This is a genomic window from Arthrospira sp. PCC 8006 (genome assembly GCF_046480465.1).
Lineage (GTDB): Bacteria > Cyanobacteriota > Cyanobacteriia > Cyanobacteriales > Microcoleaceae > Limnospira > Limnospira platensis.
Genome location: NZ_PKGG01000003.1, coordinates 1 through 26343 on the forward strand (window position 1 = coordinate 1; position 26343 = coordinate 26343).

Consider the following 26343-nt stretch of genomic DNA (forward strand, 5'->3'; position numbering starts at 1 on the left):
AGCCATAGATAAATCCCACTGCGATCGCACTCATACCTTTCTATGGTTAGCACTGGTAGCTTTAGGCAATATCCTGCAAAATTGAACCCATACCCTCCCCCTAACCGAAACAAACACTCTTGGGGGTGCGACCGACGTGATAGCAGTCAATGGTGAGGAACGAACCGATAGGCTTGCCATTGACGGGTATCACAAGGGAGTTACCCTGTCTGTGTTTGGTTAGGGKGAGATAGTAGGCATTTGACAGATTGATTAAGTTGTGCTTATTGATTAACCCGTCAATAATTAAGATTTGTTGCTAAGGGATATACACTAATCGTCCCGTGTGCTAAGACTGAATGGAGTGCATATTAAGTGTAACGGTACGACTATCGGGTTAGTTAATTTCCTCCTATCGCAATAATGATAAGGGTTTAAGTTAAACGGAGAGGGTGGGATTTGAACCCACGGAAACTTTCGGTTTGTTCGATTCTAAGTCGAATTATCTAAGCGATCGCTGATGGCTACTTCCACCTGTCGAGGTAAATCAGCGATCGCCACAGAAACTTTGTCCTGTAACTCATTTAACTGTTGCTGTTGGAGGGCTCCCCATTGGGGTAGTTGATTGATAAACTGCTGTAAATCGACAATCACATGGGTTAAACTCTCGACTTGTTCTAACTCAGGTCGCTGCTGGAACTTTCGCACCACCAATTCCAACTCTCCCTGAATGGCATCGATCGCCTGTTCGAGGGCGTTTTGGCGCTCTAAAATATTCTGGAGAGTACCATTAAGGGTAGTTAAGTTATCGGTGAGCGCCGCCATGTCTAAATTAGCGGTAGATTTTAGGGTGTTGATATTAGCAGAAACAGCATTAGCCTCAGCAATATGATGTAACTGTTCGATCGCCTGAGTGTTCAAGTCAACATTAGCTTTGACATTGAAAGTAAGCGATCGCATATATTGCTTTAACAGATAGCGGTTAACTAGACCAATAGCTAGGAAAATCAATAGGGGAATGCCGCCATATAATAGCGATCGGCCGGTGAAAGTTGCCACAGTTCCCACCACAGTCACGGCTAAACCGACATATTCAGCTATTTCTAGTAGATTACGGTAATTCAACATTCTGTTAATTGAGACTATTACTTTGCAAAATCATCCGAGCTAAATTCAAATATATTAACACCCCCAACACATCAACGGCGGTGGTAATAAACGGCGCAGACATCAAAGTTGGGTCTAATTTGAGCGACCGGAACAAAAAAGGCAAAGCCGAACCGGCTACAGAAGCCAACATGGAAATCGCCAATAAACTCATACCAACTGCGATCGCCACTGCTATTTGACCGGGGACAATAAATACACTAGCCCATATAGTCGCCAAAGTCCCCAAAACTAGACCCAGTAAAGCACCCGCCATAGCCTCCCGCCGAATTACCTGGAAAGATCCCAAAGACCAAATTTCATCGGTATTCATCCCCCGAATTACCACAGTGGAAGACTGAGCGCCGACATTTCCCCCGGTTCCGGTCAATAGGGGGATAAAAAACGATAAGGCCACCACGTCTTGGAGAATATCTCTCTGGGTCTTGAGAATAGAGGCGGTAATACTATTGGTCACTAACAATACTAACAGCCAGACCACCCGGCGGCGGGCTACTGTGAGTAAACTTACCTGAAAATAGTTATCTCCGTCCGCCTGTAAGCCACCCAAGGCGTAGATATCTTTGGTGGTTTCCTTCTCGAGGATATCCAAGATATCATCCACGGTGATAATTCCCACGAGTCGCTTTTCACTATCGACCACAGGAACTGCTAGGAAATCATATCGCTTAATGATGCGCGCGACTTCTTCTTGGTCTGTATCGGTTTGTACAGAGACAAAATCTCGGCTGAGGATTTCACCCACGGTTTGATTTAACTGAGCGGTTACTAAGTCCCGCAGGGAGAGAATACCAATTAAATGGCGATCGGAGTCGGTAACATACAAAGAATAGACGGTTTCGGTAACATGGGCTAAACTGCGAATACGCTCCAAACTCTCACCTACGGTGTACTCTTCCTTGAGGGAAATGTATTCAGGGGTCATAATTCGCCCGGCTGTGTCAGCCTCATAACCTAGTAACAAGGCTGTGGCTTGGCGTTCAGATAGACTCAGTTCGGCAACTAAGCGACGCACTACGGCGGCGGGTAATTCGTCAAATAGCCTAGCGCGATCGTCCGGGGACATTTTATCGACAATATCTATCACTTCCTGGCGTTTGAATTTTTCGCACAATGACTGCTGAACGCTAGAGTCGAGTTGCTCATAAACCTTGATCGCCTCATCTTTCGATAATAGGCGAAAGGCAATGACCTGCATGGTTTCGGGTAATCCCTCAATGGCTTCGGCAATGTCTGCTGGTTGGACTGGAACTAAAATAGCCTTGGCAGTTTGCAGATCTCGGCGTTCTAACAATACTTGTAGTTGCGATCGGACTAATTCCCTCAGTTCTTTACGCGACATGGTAGACAGGGGAACGGATGGTTGAGGGTTTTCAGTCAAGGGATGATCTCCAAAACTGCTACTGAATCTTAACTTAATTCTCCTATTGTCTGTTAGAAACAGCTTTACATACAAGTTGTCTGATCTCAAAGGGCTAATCCCATGGTTCCCCCCATTTTTGATATCTTAATCACTGCCACATCCTGAAAGTCTGTCTTTGGGTATACAGTGCCATGGAAATTTGGGTATACAATTTTATCAAAAACTGAGTGCCATAATGCGGCTGTGCCCATATCACATAAATAATTCGGAAACCCAAATCTTAGTATTTTTTTAACATTTGGTGTACAATCGCCAAGAGTAGCTTCTCATACACCTATTGCATCTCGGAATCTGACTCATCCTAGGGGTCTGCTGATTGGGTCTAGCTGAACCGAGAAACGTTACAGGGTTCGGTCAGTCGTCGTTTACGGAACAAAATTAGTGGCTATGAATGATTTGGATGCCTATAGGGGGCAGTTAGTTCCTCAACTCCATATTGATGAGAGTGTTGTGGCTGGGGGTGGTTCTTGTGGTGAGCATGATTCTGCACAGAATTTGAGCTTACCGATGATAGAACACTTAAAGTTATTGGCGACAGCGGTTTGCTCTGCTGAGGACTCTGTGGTGATTACTAGCGCCAATCTGGAATTTCCTGGACCTGAAATTGTGTTTGTCAATAAAGCATTTACCAGAATGACTGGTTATGGTCCCACAGAGGCGATCGGTCAAACTCCCAGAATTTTGCAAGGAGAAAAAACAGATCGCACGATTTTGGAAAGGATGAAACTGGATCTGAAAGCTGGAGGGGTCTTTTATGGTCAGACAATTAACTATCGCAAGGATGGAAGGGAATTTGTCAATGAGTGGCATATTGAACCTATATATAACGATCGCCAAGAGATAACCCACTATTTAGCTATTCAAAGAGATGTGACTGAACGACAAAATCAACAGAATCGCCTCATCTACGAGGCTAACCATGATAGCCTAACGGGTCTATATAACCGAGGCTACTTTAGAACTGAACTTCAGAAAGCCATAGACCGCACACAAGACTGTCAAGACTATTTGTTTGGTCTGTTGTTTATGGATCTTGATCGCTTTAAATTGATTAATGATAGCTTTGGACATCAAGCGGGAGATCAACTACTGATTGAAATTGGCGATCGTCTACAAAGCTGTATCCGTCCCCAAGATATTCTATCTCGGTGGGGAGGAGATGAATTTGCGATTCTGATTGATGATATCCAAGACCTATCTGAAATTTCTCAACTCACTCATAAAATTCAACAGACAATCAAAAAACCTATTCTGCTCGGGGAAGAGAACCTCGAAACTGTTACCAGTCTTAGTATTGGTATCGCTCTGAGTAGTATGGGGTATAATTGCAGCGAGGATATGCTCCGAGATGCTGATACGGCTTTATATAGAGCGAAAGAGCGAGGGAAGGGAAGTTATGCAATTTTTACCCAAGCTATGCACCACCAAGTCCGACAGCAACTACAGCTAGAAACGGATTTGCGTTATGCTCTCAAACGTCAGGAATTGATACTCAACTATCAGCCAATTATCTCGATGACAACTAATCGGATTGTGGGTTGTGAAGCCTTGCTTAGGTGGGAACATAAAACTTTGGGCTGGGTTTCTCCGGCTAAATTTATTCCTATTGCTGAAGAAACTGGGTTAATTTGTCCCCTGGGAGATTGGGTAATTGAACAGGCTTGTATTCAAGCTAAACAATGGGAATCTATTTATCAAGATTTACCACCATTTATTAGTGTTAATCTGGCGACTAAACAACTAACACAGCCGGGAATTGTCGAGAAAATTCAGGAAATATTAGAAGCGACTAAATGCTCTCCTGAATTGATTAAGTTTGAACTGACAGAAACGGCGATCGCTGAATCGACAGAAGTGGCGGTTACTACTCTCCGAAAAATTAAAGATTTAGGGATTAGATTATGTATAGATGACTTCGGAACCGGACATTCCTCCCTCAGTCGCCTCTCATGTTTTCCTATTGATACCCTGAAAATAGACCGCTCTTTTATTAAGGGTATCAATGCTTCGGAACATCAAACTAAAATTGCCTATGCTATTGTGAAGCTGGCTCAATCCCTAGGAATGGAAACTATTGCTGAAGGGATTGAAAACTTGGAACAATTTTGTCAACTAAAATCTTGGGGATGCGAACTGGCTCAAGGGTTTTTGATGGCTGAACCTATAGCCTCAGAAACTTTCCAAGAAGTTCTTAACCAAAACTTGATTTACCCCATGGAGTGCTAATGACCGCTGAACTAATTGTTAATAACTATCCTGAAGATTTATTCAACGCCTATCAAACGGCGATCGCTGAGTTACGTTTACTTAAAAATGAACTTCGTCAAACTCAGCAAGAATATGCGGAACTGCAAAATATTATCGATCGCACTAACCCGGTTAGTATGATTGATAAACATGGGACGGTTTTAGATGCTAACCTACCTTTTATTGAGATGTGGGGTAAGTCTTGGGAACAGGTGATTAATCACCCTCACCCTTTGTTTGAATCCCCTTATTATTCCCCTACTTTTTGGGAAGAATTATGGTCAGTGGTTAATCAAGGTAATATTTGGGAAGGAGAAATTCAACATCATATTGCTAACGGACAACACATTTGGGTAAAAACAACTATTGTTCCTGTGGAAGCATCATCGGGATTATGTCCTTATCGCTATTGGGTAATTACCAATAAAGATGACACTCAACCGCAGATAGAACAACAACTGCTACAGTTATCCTGGGTTGCTACTCAGACTGATAATGCTGTAATTATTTGTGATTGTGATGGTTATATTGAGTGGGTTAATACCGGATTTGTAACTATTACTGGATATTTCTTTGATGAGGTACAAGGTCGCAAGCCTGGTTCGTTTTTGCCGGGTGCTGACACTAACCCAGATACTATCTTGGAGATTGCTAAAGCACTCAAACAACATCAACCTTATCAAGGGGAAATTCTGAACTATAGACGCGATGGAGAAGCCTATTGGCTGTCTATAAGTATTACTCCTGTTTTTGATAAATGGGGAAATTTGACTAAGTTTATTGCTGTGGAAAGTGATATCACTGAACGCCAAAAAATTGCCTCGGCTTGGAGAGAAAGTGAGGTGAGAAATCGCAGCCTGATTGAGGCTATTCCTGATTTGATATTTAGGATAAATTCTCAGGGAGTAATTCTTGACTACTTCCCGGCTAAAAATTCCCCTAATCCCGGTTTACCACCAAATATTGTGGGACAGACAATTGATGCCGTTTTTTCTCAAGATTTGGCTGAATGGACGCGCCATTATTTAACTCAAACCCTCAATACTAGACAAATTCAGCAGGGGGAATATGTGCTATCGGTTTCGGGTAGCTATCACCATTATGAAGCGCGTTATGTCCCTAGTGGTGATGATCAGGTCTTGGCGATTGTTAGGGATATTAGCGATCGCAAAGCTATGGAAGTTAGCCTCAGACTTGAACAGATACAACAACGCCATAAAGCGATCGAGTTATCCCAAACTATACAAGAATTAAAACGCACCCAAACACAATTAATTCAGGCTGAGAAAATGTCCGGCTTAGGACAAATGGTGGCAGGGGTGGCCCATGAAATTAATAATCCTTTGGGGTTTATACATGGGAATTTGATGCACCTAGAAACCTGCACTCAAGATTTAATTGAACTGGTGAAATTATATCATAAAAACTACCCTCAACCTGTTGAGGAAATTATTAATTTTGCCCAAGAAATTGATTTGCAATTTATGCTTGATGATTTACCTCATGCTTTGGATTCAATGAAGTTGGGAACTACTCGGATTCAAGATATTGTTGTCTCTTTAAGAAACTTTTCTCGCCTCGATGAAGCTACCCGCAAGGCTGTAGATTTACATGAGGGTATCGAAAGCACTTTACTGATTTTACAAGGTCGCATCAAAATGCACCCAGGTTCGGAAATTCAAATTCTTAAAGATTATGGCGCATTACCTAAGTTGGAATGCTATCCTAGTCAATTGAATCAGGTATTTATGAATATATTGGCTAATGCGATCGATGCTTTAGCAACTCAACCAGATCCTGGTATAATTACCATCAAAACTACAGTGGAAAAAGCTAATTCTCCCGACCAACTAGACTCTATTGTTATTAAAATTGCTGATAATGGTCCGGGAATTTCTGAATCTATCCAAAGACAGATTTTTAATCCATTTTTTACGACTAAGCCTGTGGGTCAAGGGACGGGTTTGGGATTGTCTATTTCTCATCAAATTGTAGTCGAAAATCACGGCGGAAAATTAGAGTGCAATTCGCAGGTAGGTAGCGGTACAGAATTTGTGATTACCCTCAGCATACCTGAACAGCAAAAATCTGTTACTCATTAATTTCTAGGAAATACTAAATTTTTGTGAAATTTCAGGGAATTGACCATAATTTTCCTATAATGGATAATTAGACTTTTTAGACCTGATTTGGTTATGCAATATTACTTCACTGGCTTTATTGTTATTTTCTTCCTGGTTTGCTATGGCTACAGTTACGTTATTGTGAAATTGGCTAAGGATCGCGGCGACCAATTTTTGCTTTATGGAATGCTGGGGGGTTTATTTGGGTTTATGGCTTTTTGTGCGGCGGCGGTTCCCTTTTTGCATTGGATATTTGACTAACAAATAGGAGTCGATTAAATGCCACAATGGCAGGTGGGGTGTTATAGTTTTTATGGTGAATTACACGGCGATCGCACTCAGCCTATAATTTTGCTATTACATGGCTTTATGGGAAATTGCCGAGACTTTGACCCGGCTATACCCTCCCTTTCTCAGCATTTCTCCTGCTTAACTATTGATTTACCAGGACAAGGAAAAACTCAGGTATTAGCAGGAGATGAAGCCTATCAAATACCAGCGATCGCCTCCGGTTTAATTGGTCTTTTGGATTACCTGAAAATTGATAATTGTGTCCTGATTGGATATTCTATGGGAGGTCGTTTAGGACTCTATTTGATTTTACACTATCCCACACGATTTAAGCAAGCAATTCTGGAATCAGCATCACCGGGACTGAAAACGGAAATTGAGCGATCGCAGCGGCGTTTATCAGATAATCAAATAGCCAATAAACTACAAAATAGTAACTTTCAAGACTTCCTCAACTGGTGGTATAGTTTACCCCTATTTACATCCTTTAAAAACTCGCCCAATTTTGATAAAATTATAGGCGATCGTCTCAAAAATAACCCTACAGAATTAGCGAAAATCCTCATAAATTCGGGAACCGGAACCCAGCCACCACTCTGGGATAAGTTATCTCAAAATCAGATACCTTTACTATTATTAGTGGGAGAATTTGACCATAAATTTCAACAAATTAACCGAGAAATTACGGATTTATGTACCTTCGCAACCATAAAAATAGTTCCCGGCTGTGGTCATAACATCCACGGCGAAAATCCCCAAATTTGGGTAGACTTAATCCTTGACTTTATTTCCTAAATATGACAATCTTTAACAAACCCTTAAATAACCAGGTATGAAAACTATTGCTGTTTACCATAATAAAGGTGGAGTAGGTAAAACCACCATAGCCATTAACCTAGCCGCCTGTTTACAAAAACAAGGTCACAAAATACTACTTATCGATTTAGACTCTCAAGCCAACTCCACCTTTGCGACTGGCTTAATGAAATTTTTATTTGTGGAAGATGATGATTTAAGAGATCGCAATGTTTCCCATGTTATCGAATCAGGTGATTATCACTTTATTCCTGATGTCGTCAGAAAAACCGACGGATTTAATCAACCCGAAATTGATGTAATACCCTCCCATATTAACTTAATTGAAAAGCAATATAAACTCAACCAAGTTGCATCTAATAAAACCCGTTTAGTCACCAAGCTAAGGCGAGTTAAAGAAGATTATGATATCGTGATTATTGATACTCCTCCCTCGCGGGATATTTATGCAGAAATTGCCTTAATTGCGGCGGATTATTTAATAATCCCATCAGACCTGAAACCCTTTGCTAATCAAGGATTACCTACAGTTTTAGAATTTATTGGTCAAATTGATGAATTTCGTGCCTTAATTGGTAAAAATGATTTGGCAATTTTGGGGATATTGCCATCTAAAATATCCACCAATTCGCGATTTTTTAATTATGTCTTCCCCAAGCAAAAAGAATCCCTGTTAAATTCCCATAATGTACCGATTATGAATAGCATAATCTTTGAAAGAACAGTTTTGTCTCAATGTACCAACCAGACTATAACTATGGGAGATTTAGAGATACCGGACCCCCAATCTGTGCTAGAATTTGCGCCAGATTCACCAGCAGCGATGGAATTTGTACAGTTGACAGAGGAAGTTTTAGAAAAGTTAGGTAAATAAATCATGATCAGATTTTCTTTGGTGGATGTTAAAAGCATTAATTCTCATGTACCTCGGTCTAATTTTTCCGAATCTGAATTAGAGGAGTTAGCCGATAATATTTTAGAATGTGGGGAAATTATTAAACCCTTAATCCTGAAAATGCAAGGGTTAGAAAATTATCAAGTTATTTCAGGTAATTTAGAATATTATGCGGCGGTGAAAGCTAGGGAAAAAGACCCCCGCAAAGCTGAGATGGTTAATGCTTTTGTGATTGCTGACAAACATGAAGCTAAGGTATTAAAACAGGTGGAGTTAATTGAGCGTTTTACGGTAACTCCTAGCTTGGTAAATAATCAGATAGGGGAAACTGTAACATTAACGACATCTCCATCTCCTCATTTAGAGTCTCGGTTAAATAATCTTGAACAACGACTAGAAACCTATGTGAGTCAAATTCAGCAGGAATTGAGGGATTATCAACAACAAAATGAACGGCGATTTAAAGCTATAGAATCTCCCCAACCTTCCCCAATGAGAGAGTCAGAGTCGCCAAATCAACCCATTATTAACCCTCTCGATTTATTCAATAGTTTGACTCAGGAGGAGTTATTGAGGCGATTAAATCGGGCTAATATTAGTAATTCTAAAAACTTAGCTAAAGGTATTTGTGAAGCGAGGGAAAAACTGGGTAAATTTATCAATTATCAACAAGTGATTGCTAATGTTAAGGGTTTAGCAGACAAAACTATGATTAAAATTATTGATGCTTGGTCTAGTTAAATGCAATTCAATGACTATCAAATTTAAGTTTAATAAATACTCCCGTAGATTTAAACAGCCTTTAAAAACTCATCACGGACTCTGGGGGGTTAGGGAAGGGATTATTATTGAGTTAATGGACGAAAAGGGTAAAGTTGGCTGGGGAGAAATTGCGCCTCTTAGTTGGTTTGGGTCGGAAACTCTCAGGGAGGCTATGGATTTTTGTGAAAGTCTACCTGGGATAATTACAGAAAATCTGATTTTTTCGATTCCTATGAGTCTCCCAGCTTGTCAGTTTGGCTTGGAGTCGGCTTTAACTCAATTACAGGGAAATGATGAGGAAATACCTAAGCTAGAAAATAGCGGACTGCTTCCTACAGGAAAAGCGGGTTTATCTGCTTGGAAAGATTTAGTTAATAGGGGATATACAACTCTCAAGTGGAAAATCGGGGTTGATAGCATTGATAATKAGTTGAATTGGTTGGAGATATTAGCCAGCCAAATGAGTGAAATTCAAGGGTTATCGCTGCGACTCGATGCGAATGGTGGGTTAAATTTTGCGGAAAGCGATCGCTTGTTAGATATTTGTGATAGAATCAACCTGCGAGATACTAGCTTTAAAATAGAGTTTTTAGAGCAACCTCTAGGTGTTAATGAGTTAGAGGGAATGTTAGCCTTAACTAAAGGTCATTTAACCTCCATAGCCTTAGATGAATCTGTCGCGACCCTCACCCAAATCAATCAATGTTATCAACAAGGTTGGCGAGGTATTTTTGTGATAAAACCTGCTATAGTAGGTTCCCCAAAGCAGTTAAGGAAATTATATCATACCCTAGGGATTGATGGGGTATTTTCTTCGGTATTTGAAACCGAAATCGGTCAAAAAGCGTCACTACAATTAGCCGCAGAATTATGTCAATCTCATCGCGCGGTAGGATTTGGTATTAATCACTGGTTTGTCGATACTGACTAACTAAAAAATAATTAATCATCCCATAATTATCACATTTTAAACAGATTTACCCTCACACAATTCCTCAAGCATATCAACAAGTTTAACTGCATTTTGATAGTAGGCTTTAATTCGTACATAAGTGATTCCCACATTGTCACCATGAGCAATTTTATTTCTATTAACAACAATACTATTAATAGCATCTTGAATTTCACCTTGGACAAACTTACCAAGTTCATCTGACCATTCAGGGTTAAAAGAACCAGCAATATTCAAAATTTTTTGCATATTAGGATTTTGAAAGCCTGATAGTTGCTTTTCTATATAATTGGCGACAAAAGGTGATGCTTTATCCTTAGCATATTGGCTATAGATAGAACGGACAGAAACCTCTAAAAACCCTGATACACGAATACACAAATACCTAGACCAATGGGACTGCATTTCCGTATCCTCTGGAAGTTGAGATATCTTTTTAAATAAGTTATCAAGCTGCTGTTTGTAACGCACAACTGTTACATTTTTCATTGTACATTTTCAAAAGCATCGATAGCTTGACTGAGACGAATTTGTACAGTTGATTTCTCGGTAGTACGGGAACTGTTGACAGTTACATCCAAGAAATTTTGACTTGTTAAAAGATTTTGATAATTAGTATCGAGTGATTCTTTATCCTTAATAGAACCCTTTTCTAATCGGCGAGCCAAACCCACCATAATACAGTCAAAAACTGCTGCATTAATCTGATTTTTAGGTTTAAAAGCTCGAACCCCCCAAATGTCATAAGCAGTTTCAATGGTGTGAATAAAAGCTAGTTGAATTTCTGATTTATCATACCTATGAAGATGGCGATTTTTACCAATAAAATTATTTAAGAAACCTTTCATCGGTTTTTGATAGTTATCACCCTCAAAATAGAGAGCCAGAAAACGCAAAATCATTTCCTGATCTCGCATACGTTTATCAGGTTTTGGGGAACCATATATATCTCGCCAATACTGATGATAATTAAGTTCTGCTAATAAATTATTAAACTCTCCGTGATAGATACAGGCGCGAATTTCTTGAGGTTTTAATTGTTGACCACCAGTATTAAGTCGCTCAAAAATATAGTAAATACTGCTATTATCATCTGAGGGTTCATCCTGTTTAACAATGGTAGCAGGTATAATGGAATCATCGAGTCTACGTCTATCCTCTTCCGAGAGAGTTTGATAAGTTAATCCGTCAAACTTATGAGCTACTTTGGTTAAGGAAAATTCCTTTTGATTAGGTTCAAAAACACCATCATAAAAGTATTGAATAGTCTTTAACCTTTGTTGACCATCAATAACTAGAAGTTTTTGAGTATCTTGTTCTTTAGCGAGAAAAATTCCCGGTACTGGTAGACCCAATAACAGGGACTCAATAAAACGAGATGCTTCTCTATGGTCCCAGACATATCCTCGTTGAAATGTGGGTACATATATGCTGCCATTTTTCATCCGTTTAACTAAACTATCAACGGGATAATCAGCACCATAACTGGTTATTGAATACTTAAAGGTAAGTAGTTCTTCGTCACTATCTTCTAAATTGTGGCTGGGATTTTTTGGCATATCTAATTAGCGATATATTGGGTATAGTAGCAGTTCTTACTATCCTAAAACCCTACAACAATTTGCCATGATATGAAGCCTAAAATAAGGGTGGCTAAATGTTGAGGTAATAGGGTTTTGATGGGTTGGCGGGCAATTTTTTGAGTTAGTAAAATGGCGATTAATATCCCGGATAATAAGGTGGTTCCCTGCAAAAATTCAATGACTGCTGGGTGAGCAACCCAAACGGGGAGACTGGAACCATCTAAGCCAAAAGTAGCAAGGGTAACTGGTAAAATTCTGCCACCTTCTGCTAACCCTAACCGTAGATAATGAGCTAAATTAATGGCTAACGCAAAGGGAAGTAAACCATAAGCTAACTCGATAAATTTCCGAGGCTTTCTTGGGGAAATTAACCGATAAATAAGATGAGCAAAACCGGGAATTATAGCAGGTAAAGCTAAGACTACGGTTGCAACTCCTAAATGTATCCAGAAATTATCTAAATTTAGGGTAAAATTAAAATACTGTTGTAATTGGGGTAAATGATGTAAAAAGACGGCATCTAATAATAAAAACAGTAAGGCTACTTCATAGGTGCGAGGTATATGAGTAGTCCATAATTCAATTCCTGGGGGTCGCAAATTGACCTCAACTGAACGATGGGGACAGGCTTTTAAACAGGTCATACACAATACACAATCTCGATTATCTTCTAATTGTGCAGGGTGAGAATATAAAGGACATCCGGCTGTTTCCATTCCTTCGCCTTTTTGGGGTCCTCCTTTATAGCATTGGTAGGTGTTGCATTCGGCGGAACAGGTTCCCTGCTGTGCGCGTAATTCGGTGATGGCTAATTTGGCAAACATCCCATTCATACCGCCAATGGGACACAGATAACGACACCAAAAACGCCGTTCAAAAATAGCTGAAAAAATCATGGCTCCGGCGGTAATGAGTAGCAATAAACAAGCTGATAAATAGGCGGTATTTGGTAAATCCCACAATTCTTCCCAGAGTAAAATTAGGGCGAATAAACCGAATAAAAACCACCCTCCCCACTTTTCGGCTGACTGTCTCGGCCATTTTTTTAATTGACGCGGAAACAGCCAGAGAGATAGTTTTTGGGTGATTTCTCCGTAAATCATAAAGGGACAAACTGCACACCATACGCGACCTAAAAATGGGAAGATTAACAAAACTAATGGCCACCACCAGGCCCAAAATAGGTTGAGAGCGAAATTTTGCGATCGCGTTTGAGGACCGAGGAATAAAATCGCCACCACGGCGGCAAAAACAGCTACAGTAAAGCCATAATTAATCCGATCCGGCCACCAGGGACTTCTGAGAAATTTGCGGAATTTCGGATAGGTATTTAATAAATTAACTCGGAATTGCTGCTTTTTAGTTTGAGACGGCCAAATAATTTCTTCGGTGATTTCTGCACAGCCTTGGAGTTGAACGATCGCCCTTTCGACCAGGTTTCGTAATTCCCGCAAATTATTGGGAAAATCATAGGCTTGTAGTCGTCGCAAGGCTTCCGGGGTCATCTGGACTCGGTTAATACCTTTATTCCGACAAATTAGGCTAATATTATAATTAACCCAATCGCCAATATCAGATTTTCTTACCCTCAAAGGTGGCACTTTAATCACGGTTTCGACTAAGGTTTCAATCTTAGCCACCATCTTTTCTGATATAATGATAATCCGAGCTTGAGAAACTTTAGCATTGACGGTTTCCGCGCCACCTTTACTGACCGGAATATAAGTTCCTAGTTCTAATAAATTTGAGATGGCGGGGATTAATTCTGGGGGTAATTCTTGGATATTATTAAATATTAAAGTTCCCTTTCCCAAGGCTTCAATTAACCCAGATTTTCCCCCTGTCCGTCCAAATAAATCTGCGCCACTGGTTTGGAGTTTAGAACAATTTACTTGAATGACTGGTTCTCGGCGGTCATCAGACCCAAAATGAATCAAAGCCGCTAAGTTGTCTTTTTCGATTCCTGGTTCCCCAAAAATTAGGACGGATTTACGATTTTTAGAAGCCTCTTTAATTTGCGATCGCAACCTCACCGCATAACGACTTTTTCCGACAATTCCTCGCCGCGCTCTCGGAATTAAATAGGGTTGTAAAATGGCTAACCTTTCCTGCTCATAAACCAATTGAGCGGAAAGTTCCTCGACTTCTTCGGCTAGTTGCTGAGAAAAGGCTTGATTAATTTCGGGATGGGCTTCTACAAACTTGTGAAATTCTCCCGCCTTCATCACCCAAAATTGACAATCTGTTCGGGTAATTAATGTTTGTTGAACTGGATTATTTAACAGTAATGATTGCAGATTAATGGCGATTCCAGGTAAATACTTATCCGCCTTGGGTGCGTCTGGGTTTTCCCAATCACCCGATCGCAAAATATAAAGCCGATCTGGGGAAGTTCCTTTAGTCACCACGACGGTATTTATAGGAATGGTGCGTTCTTCCAGTTGAGGTGCGATCGCCTGCAATATTTCATCATCAAGGAGGCTCAGTGCAGTTCTTTCCTGCAACCATTTCACCAGATCAGTTTGATTCATGGTTTCCCCCTAGATAACTTTCACCGAAAAAGTTACCCTATATTATAACACACATTAAGACAGGAATCACAATTCCGATAAAATCATGTCAACTAATACGCCTATTTTATCTCTGTTAGTTCCCCTCGCATTACTAGGGTTAATTATTCTGGCTGCCGTATTTTTCAGCCAGCAAAAAAACTAACACACTTGAGAGTCTGACGGTTAAGCAAAGCCGGAGCGGGATAGCAGCGACCAGTGTTAAACTGAAGCTGCTAAACCCGCTCACTCATGGCGACCTTTACAGTCAATTAGGAAGCGACACGAGCTGCTGTGCGAGGTCTTCTCCGTCCGGTAGTTGGCTGGGGAGTTTCCGAAGAAGAAGAAGCACTAGAATCAGGACTTTCTTCGGGAGTTTGCATCAACACCACTAACAGAGGATTGCTTTGTAATTCACGCCGCAACAAACGAGCGATCGCTCTTTCAATCTCGGTGCGTACCCCCACCCAATCAATTTGATTACCTTCGCCATTACCAAAGGACCGACTCAACTCTGACCAGCGATCGCTTAAAGTCGCCTCAATCACCTTAACAATCTGTTGTTTAAACGCAGCCTGATCAGCAGTCATCACCACCCCTTTCAGGTGAGTTTCAGGAATCGCCAAAAGTTTACCCTCATCACTAACAGCCACCGCTACAGTAATTAAACCATCCTCAGCTAACTGCTGGCGTTCTTTCAGGACATCATCACGCACAAACCCAGTGCGAGAGGAATCGACAGGCTCAATACCAGAAGGAACTTTACCACCAACGCGAATGGAATTTTCGGTCAACTCCACCACATCGCCGTTATTGATAATCACCATATTTTCTGGTGGAATACCCATACTTTTAGCAGTTTTGCTGTGTTGTACTAACATCCGATGTTCACCATGTACAGGAACAAAAAACTTAGGACGAGTCAACGCCAACATCAATTTATGGTCTTCCTGACAACCATGACCGGAAACATGAATACCATGATGGCGGCCATAAATCACATTAGCACCCTGCATCATCAGTTTATCAATAGTATTGACAACCGCAATGGTATTTCCGGGAATCGGGTTAGCAGAAAAGACAATTGTATCCCCTTGTTTAATGCTAATTTGTCGGTGAGCGCCATTAGCAATTCGGGTCATCGCCGCCAAGGGTTCACCCTGGGAACCTGTGGTTAAAATCAACACCTTTTCATCAGGTAAACTGCGAATCGCATTGAGGGGAATAAACAGATTATCAGGACATTTTATATAACCCAAATTCCGAGAATGAGCAATCACATTTAACATCGATCGCCCTACCACAGCCACAGAACGCCCCAATTTTTGAGCAATACTCAGAATAATATTGACCCGGTGAACCGATGAAGCGAAAGTAGTGACCAACACCCGTCCCGAAGCAGTCGCAATAATTCTTTCCAGATTCGGATAAACGGAAGCCTCCGAGGGAGTAAAGCCAGGAACTTCAGCGTTAGTCGAATCACTCAGCAGACAGTGAACCCCTTTTTCCCCATACTCAGCCAACCGCTGAAAATCGAAAAATTCGCCATCCACCGGAGTATGATCTACCTTAAAGTCACCACTATGGATAACTACTCCCACGGGGGTATTAATTGCTACGGTAAAACTATCAGCGATTGAGTGAGTATTGCGGATATATTCCACCAGGAAGTTTTTGCCAATCCGCACTATATCGCGAGGTCTGACCGTTCTTAATTCGGTGCGATCGCTCACCCCCGCCTCTTCTAGTTTACCATGAAGCAGAGCCATGGCTAATCTCGGACCATAAATCACCGGAATATCAAACTGTTTCAGGTGAAAAGCAATGCCACCAATATGGTCTTCGTGACCGTGGGTGACAATCATACCCTTAATTTTATCCCGATTTTCCCGCAGGTAGGTAACATCTGGTAAAACTATATTTACGCCGTGCATTCCATCGGTCGGGAAGGCTAAACCAGCATCTAGGATGATGATTTCATCTTCATATTCAAATACACAGGTATTTTTGCCAATTTCGTGGAGTCCACCCAGGGGAATTATTTTCAATTTCGGAGAGTTATCTTCCGGGGTTTGTTCCCTGTTTTTGGGTACATTATCCAACTTTTTGGTGATTTTCACTGACCTAGCAGAAGGTCTAGTTCTGGTGTAAGATTTGCCGTTACTTGACATAATAAAACCTCATTAACTTAGTTTTCCATGGTTGATTTTTCCCGGTTTAAACAGCTATCTATAAGTTTGAATTAAGCAGTCATCAAAACCTAGGAATAATCACAACTATTCAATTGTCTGAAACCCGGATTTTTATTGAATTTACCGAGTTTCAATCAAACCCAATTCGCCCAAAACTCCCTTGACCTTTTCAATCACTTCCGGGGAAGGTTCACACATGGGAGACCGACTCAGACCCACATTCCAGCCCAACAATTTCAGAGCCGCTTTAATCGGAATAGGATTAGTAGTGATAAACAACGTTTTAAACAAACTGAAGAGTTTGATATGAATTTCCGTTGCTTCCTGCACCCGACCCGCTTCAAACATCTGGATCATATCTTGAATTTGCTTCCCTACCAGGTGACTCGCTACACTCACCACCCCAGTTCCACCCACTGCTAACAGTGGTAAAGTCAGGGAATCATCCCCAGAATATATCTGAAACTCTTTAGGTGTCAACTGCCTGATTTGACTAGCTTGGTCTAGGCTGCCACTAGCTTCTTTGATGGCGACAATATTAGGAACCGATGCCAAACGTGCAACGGTTTCGGGTTGGAGATTTTGTCCTGTACGCCCAGGAATATTATATAACACAATCGGCAAATCTGCACAAGCTGAGGCGATCGCCAAAAAGTGTTGATACAATCCCTCTTGGGGAGGCTTGTTGTAATAGGGAACCACCTGCAAAGAACCATCCACCCCCAGTTTAGCGGCTTTCTGAGTGGCGGCGATCGCCTCTTGGGTAGAATTTGACCCCGTACCAGCAATCACCTTAGCCTTACCCGCCACAGCCTGCTGAACCACCTTAAACAACTCATGCTCCTCATCCCAAGTCAGAGTCGGAGACTCTCCAGTAGTGCCACACACCACCAGAGTATCACTGCCATTATCCGCCAAGTGAGCCGCCAGTCGCTCTGCTTCTGGATAGTTAATGCTACCATCTTCCCAAAACGGCGTTACCATTGCCGTCATTACTCTGCCAAAACTTACCATTTCTTTTGTGTCAATTGTGCCGTATAGTTAGCCGTCTTGTTATCATTCATTCCCCCCAACACGGGGGACTTACAGAAGGTCTTTACTTACCAATAATTCAGCAATTTGGACAGCATTTAAAGCCGCTCCCTTGCGAACTTGATCGCCGCATAGCCATAATTCCAACCCACAGGGATGAGAAAGATCCTGGCGGATACGACCCACCAAAACCGGATCGCAGCCCGTTGCATCAATAGGCATGGGGAAATAATTAGCCTGCCAGTCTTCCACCAACTTGACCCCTGGGGCTTGACTCAGGACATCCCGCGCCTTAGCCACATCAAAAGGCTGCTCAAACTCTAAGTTAATCGCCTCCGAGTGGGCACGCAGTACCGGAACCCGTACACAAGTCGCGGAAACTCTCAACTTTTCATCACCAAAAATTTTCCGCGTCTCATTAATCATTTTCACCTCTTCCTCACAATAGCCTAAATCATTGATAGGCGAGTTGTGGGGAAACAGATTAAAAGCCAAGGGGTAGGGGAATATTTCCGCCTGGGGAGTTTCTCCCTGCAAAATCGCCCTGGCTTGGGTTTTCACCTCCTCCATAGCCCTGGCTCCCGCACCACTAGCGGATTGATAAGTAGATACTACTATACGCCGCAGGGGTTGTACCTGATACAGTGGCCAAACCGCCACATTCATCAAAATAGTGGTGCAGTTAGGATTAGCAATAATCCCCTGATGATTAACTACTGCTTCTGGGTTCACTTCTGGCACCACCAGGGGAACTTGGGGGTCCATGCGGAAGGCACTGGAGTTGTCCACTACCACCGCCCCTGCTGCTACGGCTTGGTGAGCCCATTGCTTAGAAGTAGAGCCTCCGGCGGAAGCTAATACCAAATCTACCCCATCAAAACTGCGATCGCCAACGGCTTCTACTGTGAGTTGCTCTCCTCGAAAACGGAGACTATTTCCGGCCGAACGGGGAGAAGCCAATAGCTTCAACTCCGACAGAGGAAAATCGCGACTTTCCAGCAATTCCAGCAACTCGGTTCCCACGGCCCCGGTCGCACCCAAAATAGCAACTCTATAGGATTTTGACAAATTCACTTCCTCCCGGAACTTTAGACAATCGATAATCTGAGAATCAATCAGAAATTTTAATAATATATAAGGCTAATCAGTCTTGTATCTATACTAAAGGCTATTATATCGGTAACTGTGACAGTTGATGTGACAGTCAATGGCGATCGCTACCCATTTCGAGCCATCTACTGATAGCATCAAATATTGGCTAGTCTATCAATTATAGTTCTCCAGAGTTAAAATTGTGGTACAGAAACAATGACACTACCATACCACGAACTGTCAGCATCTGGAACCAAATAGTCTGGGCCTACAACCCAGACAGCAGTTTAGATAGCTCCCTTTCCTTAGTCCGCGCTTAAACAAGGTACATCATGAAAGTCACCCAGGAAAAACTTCCCGCCAGCCAGATTGGACTGGATATCGAAATTTCTCCAGAAATCTCCAAAAATGCCTATGAGAAGGTAATTAACCAATATGCTCGTTCTGCCAATATTCCTGGGTTCCGAAAAGGCAAAGTCCCCCGCCATATCCTAGTCCAGCGACTAGGAGCCTCTAGGATTAAAGCAGCGGCTCTCGATGATTTGATGCAGGAATATTTCCCCAAAATCGTTGAAGAAGAAAAAATCCCGGCCATTGGCAGTTTTGAAGTAGTTGGCAATATTGAAGAACTCATCGAACAGTACGAACCTGGCCAACCCATCACCATCAAAGCGGCTGTAGATGTGGAACCAGAAGTTAAACTCAACAAGTACCAGGATTTTCAGGTCCAAGCTGAAGAGGTCAAATTTGATCCGCAGCAAGTTGATGAGATCCTCGAACGTGAACGGGTGAAAATGGCAACCCTAGTCCCCGTAGAAAAACGACCCGCTCAAAAAGGTGATACCGCCTATGTGGACTTTAAGGGATACTTTACCCCCAAAGGAGCAACGGAACCCGAAGAAATTGAAGGGGGACAAGGTGATAACTACCAAGTGGAACTCACCGAAGGTCAGTTTATCCCCGGTTTTACCGAAGGCATTGAAGGCATGAGTCCTGGGGAAACTAAAGAGCTAAACATTGAGTTTCCGGCTGACTATGGTAAACCGGAATTAGCTGGCTGTCCGGCCACCTTTACGATTACTCTACTCGAACTCAAAGAAAAAGAGTTGCCAGAGTTGGATGATGATTTTGCGGCTGAAGTGAGCGAGTTTGAGACTTTGGCGGAACTACGCGAGTCCCTAGAAAAGCGTTTTCAGGAAGAAAAGGCCGAACAAACTACCTCTAATAAACACAAGGCTTTGGCTGAGGCTTTAGTGGCAGAAATGGAAGTGGAATTGCCGGAAACCCTGGTTAAGGAAGAAGTAGACCGCCTCTTGACTCAGCAGGCTATGCAGTTGAGTAATATGGGCATTGACCTTAAACAACTGTTTAACAGTGAAACTGTACCACGGATGCGAGAACATCTCCGCCCTGATGCGATCGCTCAACTCAAGGAAACTTTGGCTATCAAAGAAGTTGCTAAACAACAATCGATCACTGTCACCGAAGAGGAAATTCAGGCTAAGTGTGAAGAAATGATGGAGCAACTTCAAGGCCAAGAGGTGAACCCAGAGCGCCTACGCATGGTGGTTACTGATGACCTGATTAGCAAAAAGACTTATCAGTGGATTGAAGAACATTCCACCATTGAATTAGTCCCTGAAGGTACTTTAACCCCAGAGGAAGAAGAACCAGAAGATTCAGAAGATTCAGAAGAAGTGGTCGTCGCTGAAGCTGAAGTCGTTACCGACTAGCTATTTGACCACCAGTGGGATCGGGTGTCAAAATTTCCAAAAAGCGCTAACATGGAGTGGGGGAAAGAAAGGCGATCGCACTAATTTTAAGTCGGTTGATCTGTTCTTCTCCCCCAACAATTGCCCTGGCGTTTCCCTAACATTTCCAATTAACTGTAGAAACAACCATAAGATTAAACTACCATCGGCTTTATGATGATCTCTGAGTATTCCCGCGATTCCATTGGCAGCACCCGTAACAGCCATATAATTAGTGGTTCACAACCAGTTACTATTAACTCATCCGCTGCGGGTGTCATTCCCATGGTAGTTGAACAGTCGGGAATGGGAGAAAGGGCTTTTGACCTATATTCCCGTCTCCTACGCGATCGCATTATTTTTCTGGGAACACCCATTGACGATGAAGTAGCCAATGCCGTAAGCGCCCAAATGTTGTTTTTGGAATCAGAAGATCCCGAAAAAGATATCCAACTTTACATCAACTCCCCTGGCGGTTCAGTCACTGCAGGTATGGGAATTTACGACACCATGCAACAAATTCGCCCCGATGTGGTGACTATATGTTATGGATTGGCGGCAAGTATGGGTGCATTTCTCCTCGCTTCCGGTACCGCTGGCAAGCGAATGTCCTTACCTAGTTCTCGAATTATGATTCACCAACCCCTAGGCGGCGCTCAAGGACAGGCAATAGACATAGAAATTCAAGCCAAAGAAATTCTCTATCACAAGCACACCCTTAATACACTCTTAGCCCAACATACAGGGCAACCCATAGAGCGCATTAATGCTGATACCGAAAGAGACTTTTTTATGTCCGCCGCCGAAGCTCAAGAATATGGTCTAATAGATCAAGTGATCCTAAAACAGAATCTTCCGGTTCCCGGAGAATCTGTTAGCGCAACATAAAACGAGGCAATTATGTCCAAGTACGACTCCCATTTGAAGTGTTCCTTCTGTGGCAAGTCCCAGGAGCAGGTTCGCAAGTTAATTGCCGGGCCAGGAGTCTACATCTGCGATGAATGCGTGGAACTGTGTAACGAAATTTTGGACGAGGAGCTATTTGATACCAATTCAGCTCCTCCTACACCCCAGGCCAAGCGCCCCCAAGCAGCCCCCACCTCTAAACGTCGCAACACTCCCAGCCGAGTCGCCTTAAATCAAATTCCTAAACCTAGGGAAATTAAGGCCTACCTAGATCATCATGTCATTGGTCAGGATGATGCCAAAAAAGTGCTATCAGTGGCTGTTTACAACCACTACAAGCGTCTAGGCTTTATCCCAGGTCATAGACAGGGTGATGATCAGATCGAACTGCAAAAATCCAATATTTTGCTAATTGGTCCCACTGGGTGCGGTAAAACTCTATTGGCGGAAACTCTGGCTAAAATGCTTGATGTTCCCTTTGCGGTCGCTGACGCTACCACCCTCACTGAGGCGGGCTATGTTGGGGAAGATGTAGAAAATATCCTCCTGCGACTCCTACAAGTGGCTGATTTTGATGTGGAAGAAGCACAGCGCGGCATTGTCTACATCGATGAGATTGATAAAATTGCCCGTAAGAGCGAAAATCCCTCCATTACTAGAGATGTCTCCGGTGAAGGTGTCCAGCAAGCCTTATTAAAAATGCTGGAGGGAACTACTGCTAATGTTCCTCCCCAAGGCGGTCGTAAGCATCCTTATCAAGATTGCATTCAGATTGATACTAGCAACATCCTATTTGTTTGTGGCGGCGCTTTTGTGGGCCTGGAAAAAATTATTGAGCAAAGAAGCGGTAAAAAGTCCATGGGCTTTGTCCGCTCCGGCGAAGAAGTGACCCCAGAACAAAAAGACACAGAAGCTCTCAAGGGTATTGAACCTAATGATTTGGTCAAGTTTGGCTTAATTCCAGAGTTGATCGGTCGTATTCCTATGGTGGCGGTTCTCGATCCTCTCGATGAGAAAACTTTGATGTCAATTCTCACCGAACCTCGCAGCGCTTTGGTCAAACAATACCAAAAATTGCTGCGTATGGATAATGTGCATCTGGAGTTTGAACCTGACGCTATTCAGGCGATCGCCAGAGAAGCCTTCCGCCGTAAAACTGGCGCTCGTGCTTTGCGCGGTATCGTGGAAGAGTTGATGCTAGATGTTATGTATGAACTGCCTTCGCGTAAAGATGTCAAACGATGTCTGGTTACTCAGGCAATGGTTGAGAAGCGATCGACTGCTGAGTTGCTCGTTCATCCTTCCTCATTACCTAAGCCCGAATCGGCTTAATCTCCCTCTCTGGTTTAAGGAAGATCAAAAAATGAGTTCTTTAACCTAACTCGAATTGGCTTCCTTACAGGGTGTCCCTACCCTAATTTCCGGCTTGGGATAAGTTTTGCTAATCTTTACCCCCGCAACAGTTTTCAAATTCCAAAGATTGTTAAGAATTATTACAATTTTATTGCTAATTACTTGCAAAAGGTTGACGAAATTATAGGGGTTGTAGTACCATCAGAGAAATAGCACCCAAGGCGTTGTTGTGTCTACTGCCAAAAATAGAGGCTAAAACCCCCATTGCGTGGCAGATTCGATTATTTGCTGAGGAGATTTTAAAACTGGCGATGCACGAGTTTTCAGTGATTTAGGGTCCGTCCCAGTTTACCATCTTGACAAAAAACCCAATTTGTGCATAGACTCAGACAGCCATAATCCCCAAAATTTAGTTAGCACTCCCCAAACCTATAATTTTTAGCACTGATGAATATTAACTACCTTGATAGTTTACGCGACGAAATATTACAGGCAGTTGATGGGTATGACTCAAATACAAATCCGGTGTTTCATGAAACCATGAGGAAGCATTTTCCGGGCAGTTTACCGATGAAAGATTATATAAAAAAGACCTATATTGAACTGAAAAATTATGGCTTTGAAACCGGAAAAACCATTGGTATGGTCGCGATTTTTCGGGATGAAATCACCGATATTTTAATGGATGAAGTCATCAAATATTGGGGTAAAACCTTTTTTGATAATATTCGGCGATTTACATTTTATGCAATGCCACATATTGCTATTTCCAAAAATGGAGAAATCGGCAAAGTTTATCGGTCGGGAATAGATAAGGCTTCCCATGCTTGTGGTGCTTTAGAAGCAATTGTTAAGGAGTTAGAATCTGGTTGTCTGCAATTAATGACTGATATGCAGGATATTGAGCAATCTATCATCCGTCAAAAAATCATTTCGGCGCTGAAATATGGCGACAAACCGAATCTAGTAGAAATGACGCAGTTAGCCAGTAAAATCATTTCAGAAGATGTAGATAAGTTGTTATCTTCGGTGGATAATTCCCTGTTTAACTATGCGGTGATGACTGGGATTCAGATTCATGGTCCCATGGATACTCATTGGATTTACCCCCAAGATTTTTATGTGGTGAGTTCCCAGTTACCAGGAGGCAAGAAAAACCTATCTTTATAGGATTATAGCAGAACGGTTAACGCACCGATTAACTGGAAAGAACTGATGCGATCGCTTTTAAAAACCAATTTAAAAACTCAGCACATCAGTTCTCAGGTAGCGCCAAAATTAGATATCCAAATCAGTGATATCCAAACGAGGAGCATGATCCTCAATAAACTGGCGACGAGGCGCAACCCGATCGCCCATTAACACAGTAAAGATGTGATCAGCCTCCGCCGCATCCTCAATTTCCACCCGTTTAATGCTGCGAGTTTCCGGGTTCATAGTTGTATCCCAGAGTTGATTGGGCATCATTTCCCCCAACCCCTTAAACCGTTGGATGGTGTAATTAGCATTATCGGGGAACTCAGCCAATTGTTGCTGCAATTGTTGCTCATTATAGCAATAGTAGTGATTGCGTCCCCGTTCCACCTTATAAAGAGGCGGACAGGCGATATAAATAAAACCCTGAGCAACCAACTCTCGCTGATAGCGATAGAAAAAGGTTAACAGCAAAGTCCGAATATGAGCCCCATCAACATCAGCATCAGTCATAATGATGACCTTGTGATAGCGCAACTGAGACGAGTCAAACTCTTCGCCCTTAATACCCAATCCCAAAGCCGTAATTAGTGATTGAATCTCATTATTTTTATAGATTTTCGCATCATCAGTTTTCTCAATGTTCAGAATCTTACCACGCAGGGGTAAAATCGCTTGAGTACGGCGATCGCGTCCTTGTTTAGCGCTACCACCCGCACTATCTCCCTCAACCAAAAAGATTTCCGACTCTTCCGGGTCACGGCTGCTACAGTCTGCCAACTTTCCTGGTAACGGAGAAGATTCTAACACCGATTTGCGGCGTACCAAATCCCGCGCGCGCCGTGCTGCTTCCGCCGCCTTAAAAGCCTGAATAGCTTTTTCTAAAATGGCATCAGCCACATTAGGGTTAAAATCGAGAAACTCAGTCAGAACCTCTCCCACCAGGGAATCGACAATTCCGCGAACTTCGGTATTTCCCAGCTTGGTTTTAGTTTGTCCCTCAAATTCCGGGTCAGGAACCTTAACAGAAATCACCCCAGTCAAACCTTCCCGGACATTTTCCCCCCCCAGGTTAGGCTCATTATCCTTTATTTTATTGCGCTTACGAGCGATCGCATTCATGGTGCGAGTCAGCACAGTTTTCAGCCCTTCCAAATGGGTACCACCATCAACGGTGCGGATATTGTTAGCAAAACCCAAAATCGTATCGCTGTAGGCATCAACACACCACTGTAGAGCCACTTCCACCTGAACATTATTGCGTTCACCAGACACATAAATAGTATCATCGTGGAGAGCCTGCTTTTCCCGGTTCATGTAGGTAACATATTCCTTAATGCCCCCCTCGTAACAGTAACTCTCAACCTTAGCCTCTTCCCGTTTGAGTAACTCCAGCCTGTTATCCGTGAGAGTAATGCGTACTCCTGCATTCAGATAAGCCAGTTCCCTTAAACGGCTGGCAATGGTATCATATTCAAACTCTATCCCCGTGGTGAAAATCTTGGTATCGGGTTTAAAACAGACAGAAGTTCCCGTTTGGCTTTCTTTGCTAGAGTGTTCCTCTAGTTCTGTCACCGGAACCCCTCGCTCATAACGTTGAACGTATCGTTTGTGGTCTCGTAATACTGTTACTTCCACCCATTCCGATAAAGCGTTCACAACGGAGATACCCACCCCGTGTAAGCCGCCTGATACCTTATAGCCACCACCGCCGAACTTTCCTCCGGCATGGAGAACAGTCATTACGGTTTCTAGGGCTGATCTGCCAGTTTTAGAGTGGGTGTCAATGGGGATACCTCGGCCATCGTCAGTTACTCTGACGGAGTTATCTGGGTTGATATCAACTTCGATGTGGGTGCAATAGCCAGCTAACGCCTCATCAACGGAGTTATCAACAACCTCATAAACTAAGTGGTGAAGGCCGCGCGGTCCGGTAGAACCAATATACATCCCCGGACGTTTGCGGACTGCTTCAAGACCTTCAAGAACTTGGATCTGGTCTGCTGAGTACGTGCTGGTCATCTAAAAACTGCTCC

Annotated in this window: 20 protein-coding genes and 1 tRNA gene; 11 read left to right on the forward strand and 10 right to left on the reverse strand. The window is 42.6% G+C overall.

The genetic code is table 11. From position 1 onward, the window contains the following. Positions 1–423: 423 nt before the first annotated feature. The 3 genes from B9T16_RS00790 to mgtE form a co-directional block, all read right to left on the reverse strand. Positions 424–511, reverse strand: a tRNA-Leu gene (locus B9T16_RS00790). After that, positions 472–1107, reverse strand: coding sequence for a hypothetical protein (locus tag B9T16_RS00795; RefSeq protein WP_410243897.1), 636 nt, complete (start codon positions 1105–1107; stop codon positions 472–474). Before B9T16_RS00795 ends, B9T16_RS00790 begins: the two co-directional genes overlap by 40 nt. Before the next feature lie 4 nt (positions 1108–1111). Next, entirely contained in the window at positions 1112–2488 is a 1377-nt protein-coding gene (mgtE, locus tag B9T16_RS00800) for a magnesium transporter (protein WP_126277524.1), read from the reverse strand. A 468-nt stretch (positions 2489–2956) separates the two neighbouring features. Here mgtE and B9T16_RS00805 point away from each other — a divergent pair, with 468 nt between their 5' ends. The 7 genes from B9T16_RS00805 to B9T16_RS00835 all read left to right on the forward strand — a co-directional run bounded on the left by B9T16_RS00805 (position 2957) and on the right by B9T16_RS00835 (position 10634). Next, complete coding sequence (locus tag B9T16_RS00805) at positions 2957–4795, forward strand: putative bifunctional diguanylate cyclase/phosphodiesterase (RefSeq protein WP_317269080.1); 1839 nt, start codon at positions 2957–2959, stop codon at positions 4793–4795. After that, positions 4795–6918, forward strand: a complete 2124-nt coding sequence (locus tag B9T16_RS00810) for a PAS domain-containing protein (protein ID WP_410243898.1) — start codon at positions 4795–4797, stop codon at positions 6916–6918. Before B9T16_RS00805 ends, B9T16_RS00810 begins: the two co-directional genes overlap by 1 nt. A 93-nt stretch (positions 6919–7011) precedes the next feature. Further along, complete coding sequence (locus B9T16_RS00815; protein WP_006619405.1) at positions 7012–7200, forward strand: hypothetical protein; 189 nt, start codon at positions 7012–7014, stop codon at positions 7198–7200. Between the two features lie 18 nt (positions 7201–7218). Then, positions 7219–8025 carry a 2-succinyl-6-hydroxy-2,4-cyclohexadiene-1-carboxylate synthase gene (menH, locus tag B9T16_RS00820; protein WP_410243899.1) on the forward strand — a complete coding sequence of 269 codons (807 nt, stop codon included), beginning with the start codon at positions 7219–7221 and terminating at the stop codon, positions 8023–8025. A gap of 37 nt (positions 8026–8062) precedes the next feature. Then, the gene (locus tag B9T16_RS00825; RefSeq protein ID WP_152088447.1) at positions 8063–8920 is read left to right on the forward strand and encodes a ParA family protein; all 858 of its coding nucleotides are present in this window, start codon (positions 8063–8065) and stop codon (positions 8918–8920) included. Positions 8921–8923: 3 nt separating this feature from the next. After that, positions 8924–9682: a hypothetical protein gene (locus B9T16_RS00830; RefSeq protein ID WP_410243900.1), complete on the forward strand. Its 759-nt coding sequence runs from the start codon at positions 8924–8926 to the stop codon at positions 9680–9682. A gap of 10 nt (positions 9683–9692) precedes the next feature. Beyond that, on the forward strand, positions 9693–10634 hold the full coding sequence (locus tag B9T16_RS00835) for an o-succinylbenzoate synthase (RefSeq protein ID WP_410243901.1): 942 nt from the start codon (positions 9693–9695) through the stop codon (positions 10632–10634). A gap of 36 nt (positions 10635–10670) precedes the next feature. Here B9T16_RS00835 and B9T16_RS00840 read toward each other — a convergent pair whose 3' ends face one another. The 6 genes from B9T16_RS00840 to B9T16_RS00865 all read right to left on the reverse strand — a co-directional run bounded on the left by B9T16_RS00840 (position 10671) and on the right by B9T16_RS00865 (position 19079). Next, positions 10671–11144, reverse strand: a complete 474-nt coding sequence (locus B9T16_RS00840) for a HEPN domain-containing protein (RefSeq protein ID WP_410243902.1) — start codon at positions 11142–11144, stop codon at positions 10671–10673. Next, positions 11141–12214 (reverse strand): DUF262 domain-containing protein, encoded by a 1074-nt coding sequence (locus B9T16_RS00845; RefSeq protein ID WP_410243903.1) that lies wholly within the window; start codon positions 12212–12214, stop codon positions 11141–11143. Before B9T16_RS00845 ends, B9T16_RS00840 begins: the two co-directional genes overlap by 4 nt. Positions 12215–12258: 44 nt before the next feature. After that, complete coding sequence (locus B9T16_RS00850; RefSeq protein WP_006619399.1) at positions 12259–14769, reverse strand: sigma 54-interacting transcriptional regulator; 2511 nt, start codon at positions 14767–14769, stop codon at positions 12259–12261. 290 nt (positions 14770–15059) lie between these two features. Continuing rightward, positions 15060–16958 carry a ribonuclease J gene (locus tag B9T16_RS00855; RefSeq protein ID WP_410243904.1) on the reverse strand — a complete coding sequence of 633 codons (1899 nt, stop codon included), beginning with the start codon at positions 16956–16958 and terminating at the stop codon, positions 15060–15062. A 141-nt stretch (positions 16959–17099) separates the two neighbouring features. Then, complete coding sequence (gene dapA / locus B9T16_RS00860) at positions 17100–17993, reverse strand: 4-hydroxy-tetrahydrodipicolinate synthase (protein WP_014276358.1); 894 nt, start codon at positions 17991–17993, stop codon at positions 17100–17102. A gap of 69 nt (positions 17994–18062) precedes the next feature. Further along, the gene (locus B9T16_RS00865) at positions 18063–19079 is read right to left on the reverse strand and encodes an aspartate-semialdehyde dehydrogenase (RefSeq protein ID WP_410243905.1); all 1017 of its coding nucleotides are present in this window, start codon (positions 19077–19079) and stop codon (positions 18063–18065) included. A gap of 356 nt (positions 19080–19435) precedes the next feature. Between B9T16_RS00865 and tig the strand changes: the two genes are divergently transcribed. The 4 genes from tig (at position 19436) to B9T16_RS00885 (ending at position 24283) form a co-directional block, all read left to right on the forward strand. Then, positions 19436–20836, forward strand: coding sequence for a trigger factor (gene tig / locus B9T16_RS00870; protein WP_006619395.1), 1401 nt, complete (start codon positions 19436–19438; stop codon positions 20834–20836). Between the two features lie 192 nt (positions 20837–21028). Then, the gene (gene clpP / locus B9T16_RS00875; RefSeq protein ID WP_006619394.1) at positions 21029–21742 is read left to right on the forward strand and encodes an ATP-dependent Clp endopeptidase proteolytic subunit ClpP; all 714 of its coding nucleotides are present in this window, start codon (positions 21029–21031) and stop codon (positions 21740–21742) included. Positions 21743–21754: 12 nt separating this feature from the next. Next, complete coding sequence (gene clpX, locus B9T16_RS00880; protein ID WP_006619393.1) at positions 21755–23092, forward strand: ATP-dependent protease ATP-binding subunit ClpX; 1338 nt, start codon at positions 21755–21757, stop codon at positions 23090–23092. A 468-nt stretch (positions 23093–23560) separates the two neighbouring features. Beyond that, positions 23561–24283: a hypothetical protein gene (locus tag B9T16_RS00885; RefSeq protein WP_410243906.1), complete on the forward strand. Its 723-nt coding sequence runs from the start codon at positions 23561–23563 to the stop codon at positions 24281–24283. A 108-nt stretch (positions 24284–24391) separates the two neighbouring features. Here B9T16_RS00885 and gyrB read toward each other — a convergent pair whose 3' ends face one another. Next, on the reverse strand, positions 24392–26329 hold the full coding sequence (gene gyrB / locus B9T16_RS00890) for a DNA topoisomerase (ATP-hydrolyzing) subunit B (RefSeq protein WP_410243907.1): 1938 nt from the start codon (positions 26327–26329) through the stop codon (positions 24392–24394). Between the last annotated feature and the right edge of the window lie 14 nt (positions 26330–26343).

Bases quoted from the DNA above. Each gene is read 5' to 3' on its own strand.
- dapA (WP_014276358.1), bottom strand. From the start codon at position 17,993: ATGGTAAGTTTTGGCAGAGTAATGACGGCAATGGTAACGCCGTTTTGG.
- B9T16_RS00830 (WP_410243900.1), top strand. From the start codon at position 8,924: ATGATCAGATTTTCTTTGGTGGATGTTAAAAGCATTAATTCTCATGTA.
- B9T16_RS00795 (WP_410243897.1), bottom strand. From the start codon at position 1,107: ATGTTGAATTACCGTAATCTACTAGAAATAGCTGAATATGTCGGTTTA.
- mgtE (WP_126277524.1), bottom strand. From the start codon at position 2,488: ATGTCGCGTAAAGAACTGAGGGAATTAGTCCGATCGCAACTACAAGTA.
- tig (WP_006619395.1), top strand. From the start codon at position 19,436: ATGAAAGTCACCCAGGAAAAACTTCCCGCCAGCCAGATTGGACTGGAT.
- B9T16_RS00845 (WP_410243903.1), bottom strand. From the start codon at position 12,214: ATGCCAAAAAATCCCAGCCACAATTTAGAAGATAGTGACGAAGAACTA.
- gyrB (WP_410243907.1), bottom strand. From the start codon at position 26,329: ATGACCAGCACGTACTCAGCAGACCAGATCCAAGTTCTTGAAGGTCTT.
- B9T16_RS00885 (WP_410243906.1), top strand. From the start codon at position 23,561: ATGAATATTAACTACCTTGATAGTTTACGCGACGAAATATTACAGGCA.
- B9T16_RS00805 (WP_317269080.1), top strand. From the start codon at position 2,957: ATGAATGATTTGGATGCCTATAGGGGGCAGTTAGTTCCTCAACTCCAT.
- B9T16_RS00850 (WP_006619399.1), bottom strand. From the start codon at position 14,769: ATGAATCAAACTGATCTGGTGAAATGGTTGCAGGAAAGAACTGCACTG.
- B9T16_RS00815 (WP_006619405.1), top strand. From the start codon at position 7,012: ATGCAATATTACTTCACTGGCTTTATTGTTATTTTCTTCCTGGTTTGC.
- B9T16_RS00810 (WP_410243898.1), top strand. From the start codon at position 4,795: ATGACCGCTGAACTAATTGTTAATAACTATCCTGAAGATTTATTCAAC.
- B9T16_RS00825 (WP_152088447.1), top strand. From the start codon at position 8,063: ATGAAAACTATTGCTGTTTACCATAATAAAGGTGGAGTAGGTAAAACC.
- clpP (WP_006619394.1), top strand. From the start codon at position 21,029: ATGATGATCTCTGAGTATTCCCGCGATTCCATTGGCAGCACCCGTAAC.
- clpX (WP_006619393.1), top strand. From the start codon at position 21,755: ATGTCCAAGTACGACTCCCATTTGAAGTGTTCCTTCTGTGGCAAGTCC.
- B9T16_RS00840 (WP_410243902.1), bottom strand. From the start codon at position 11,144: ATGAAAAATGTAACAGTTGTGCGTTACAAACAGCAGCTTGATAACTTA.
- menH (WP_410243899.1), top strand. From the start codon at position 7,219: ATGCCACAATGGCAGGTGGGGTGTTATAGTTTTTATGGTGAATTACAC.
- B9T16_RS00855 (WP_410243904.1), bottom strand. From the start codon at position 16,958: ATGTCAAGTAACGGCAAATCTTACACCAGAACTAGACCTTCTGCTAGG.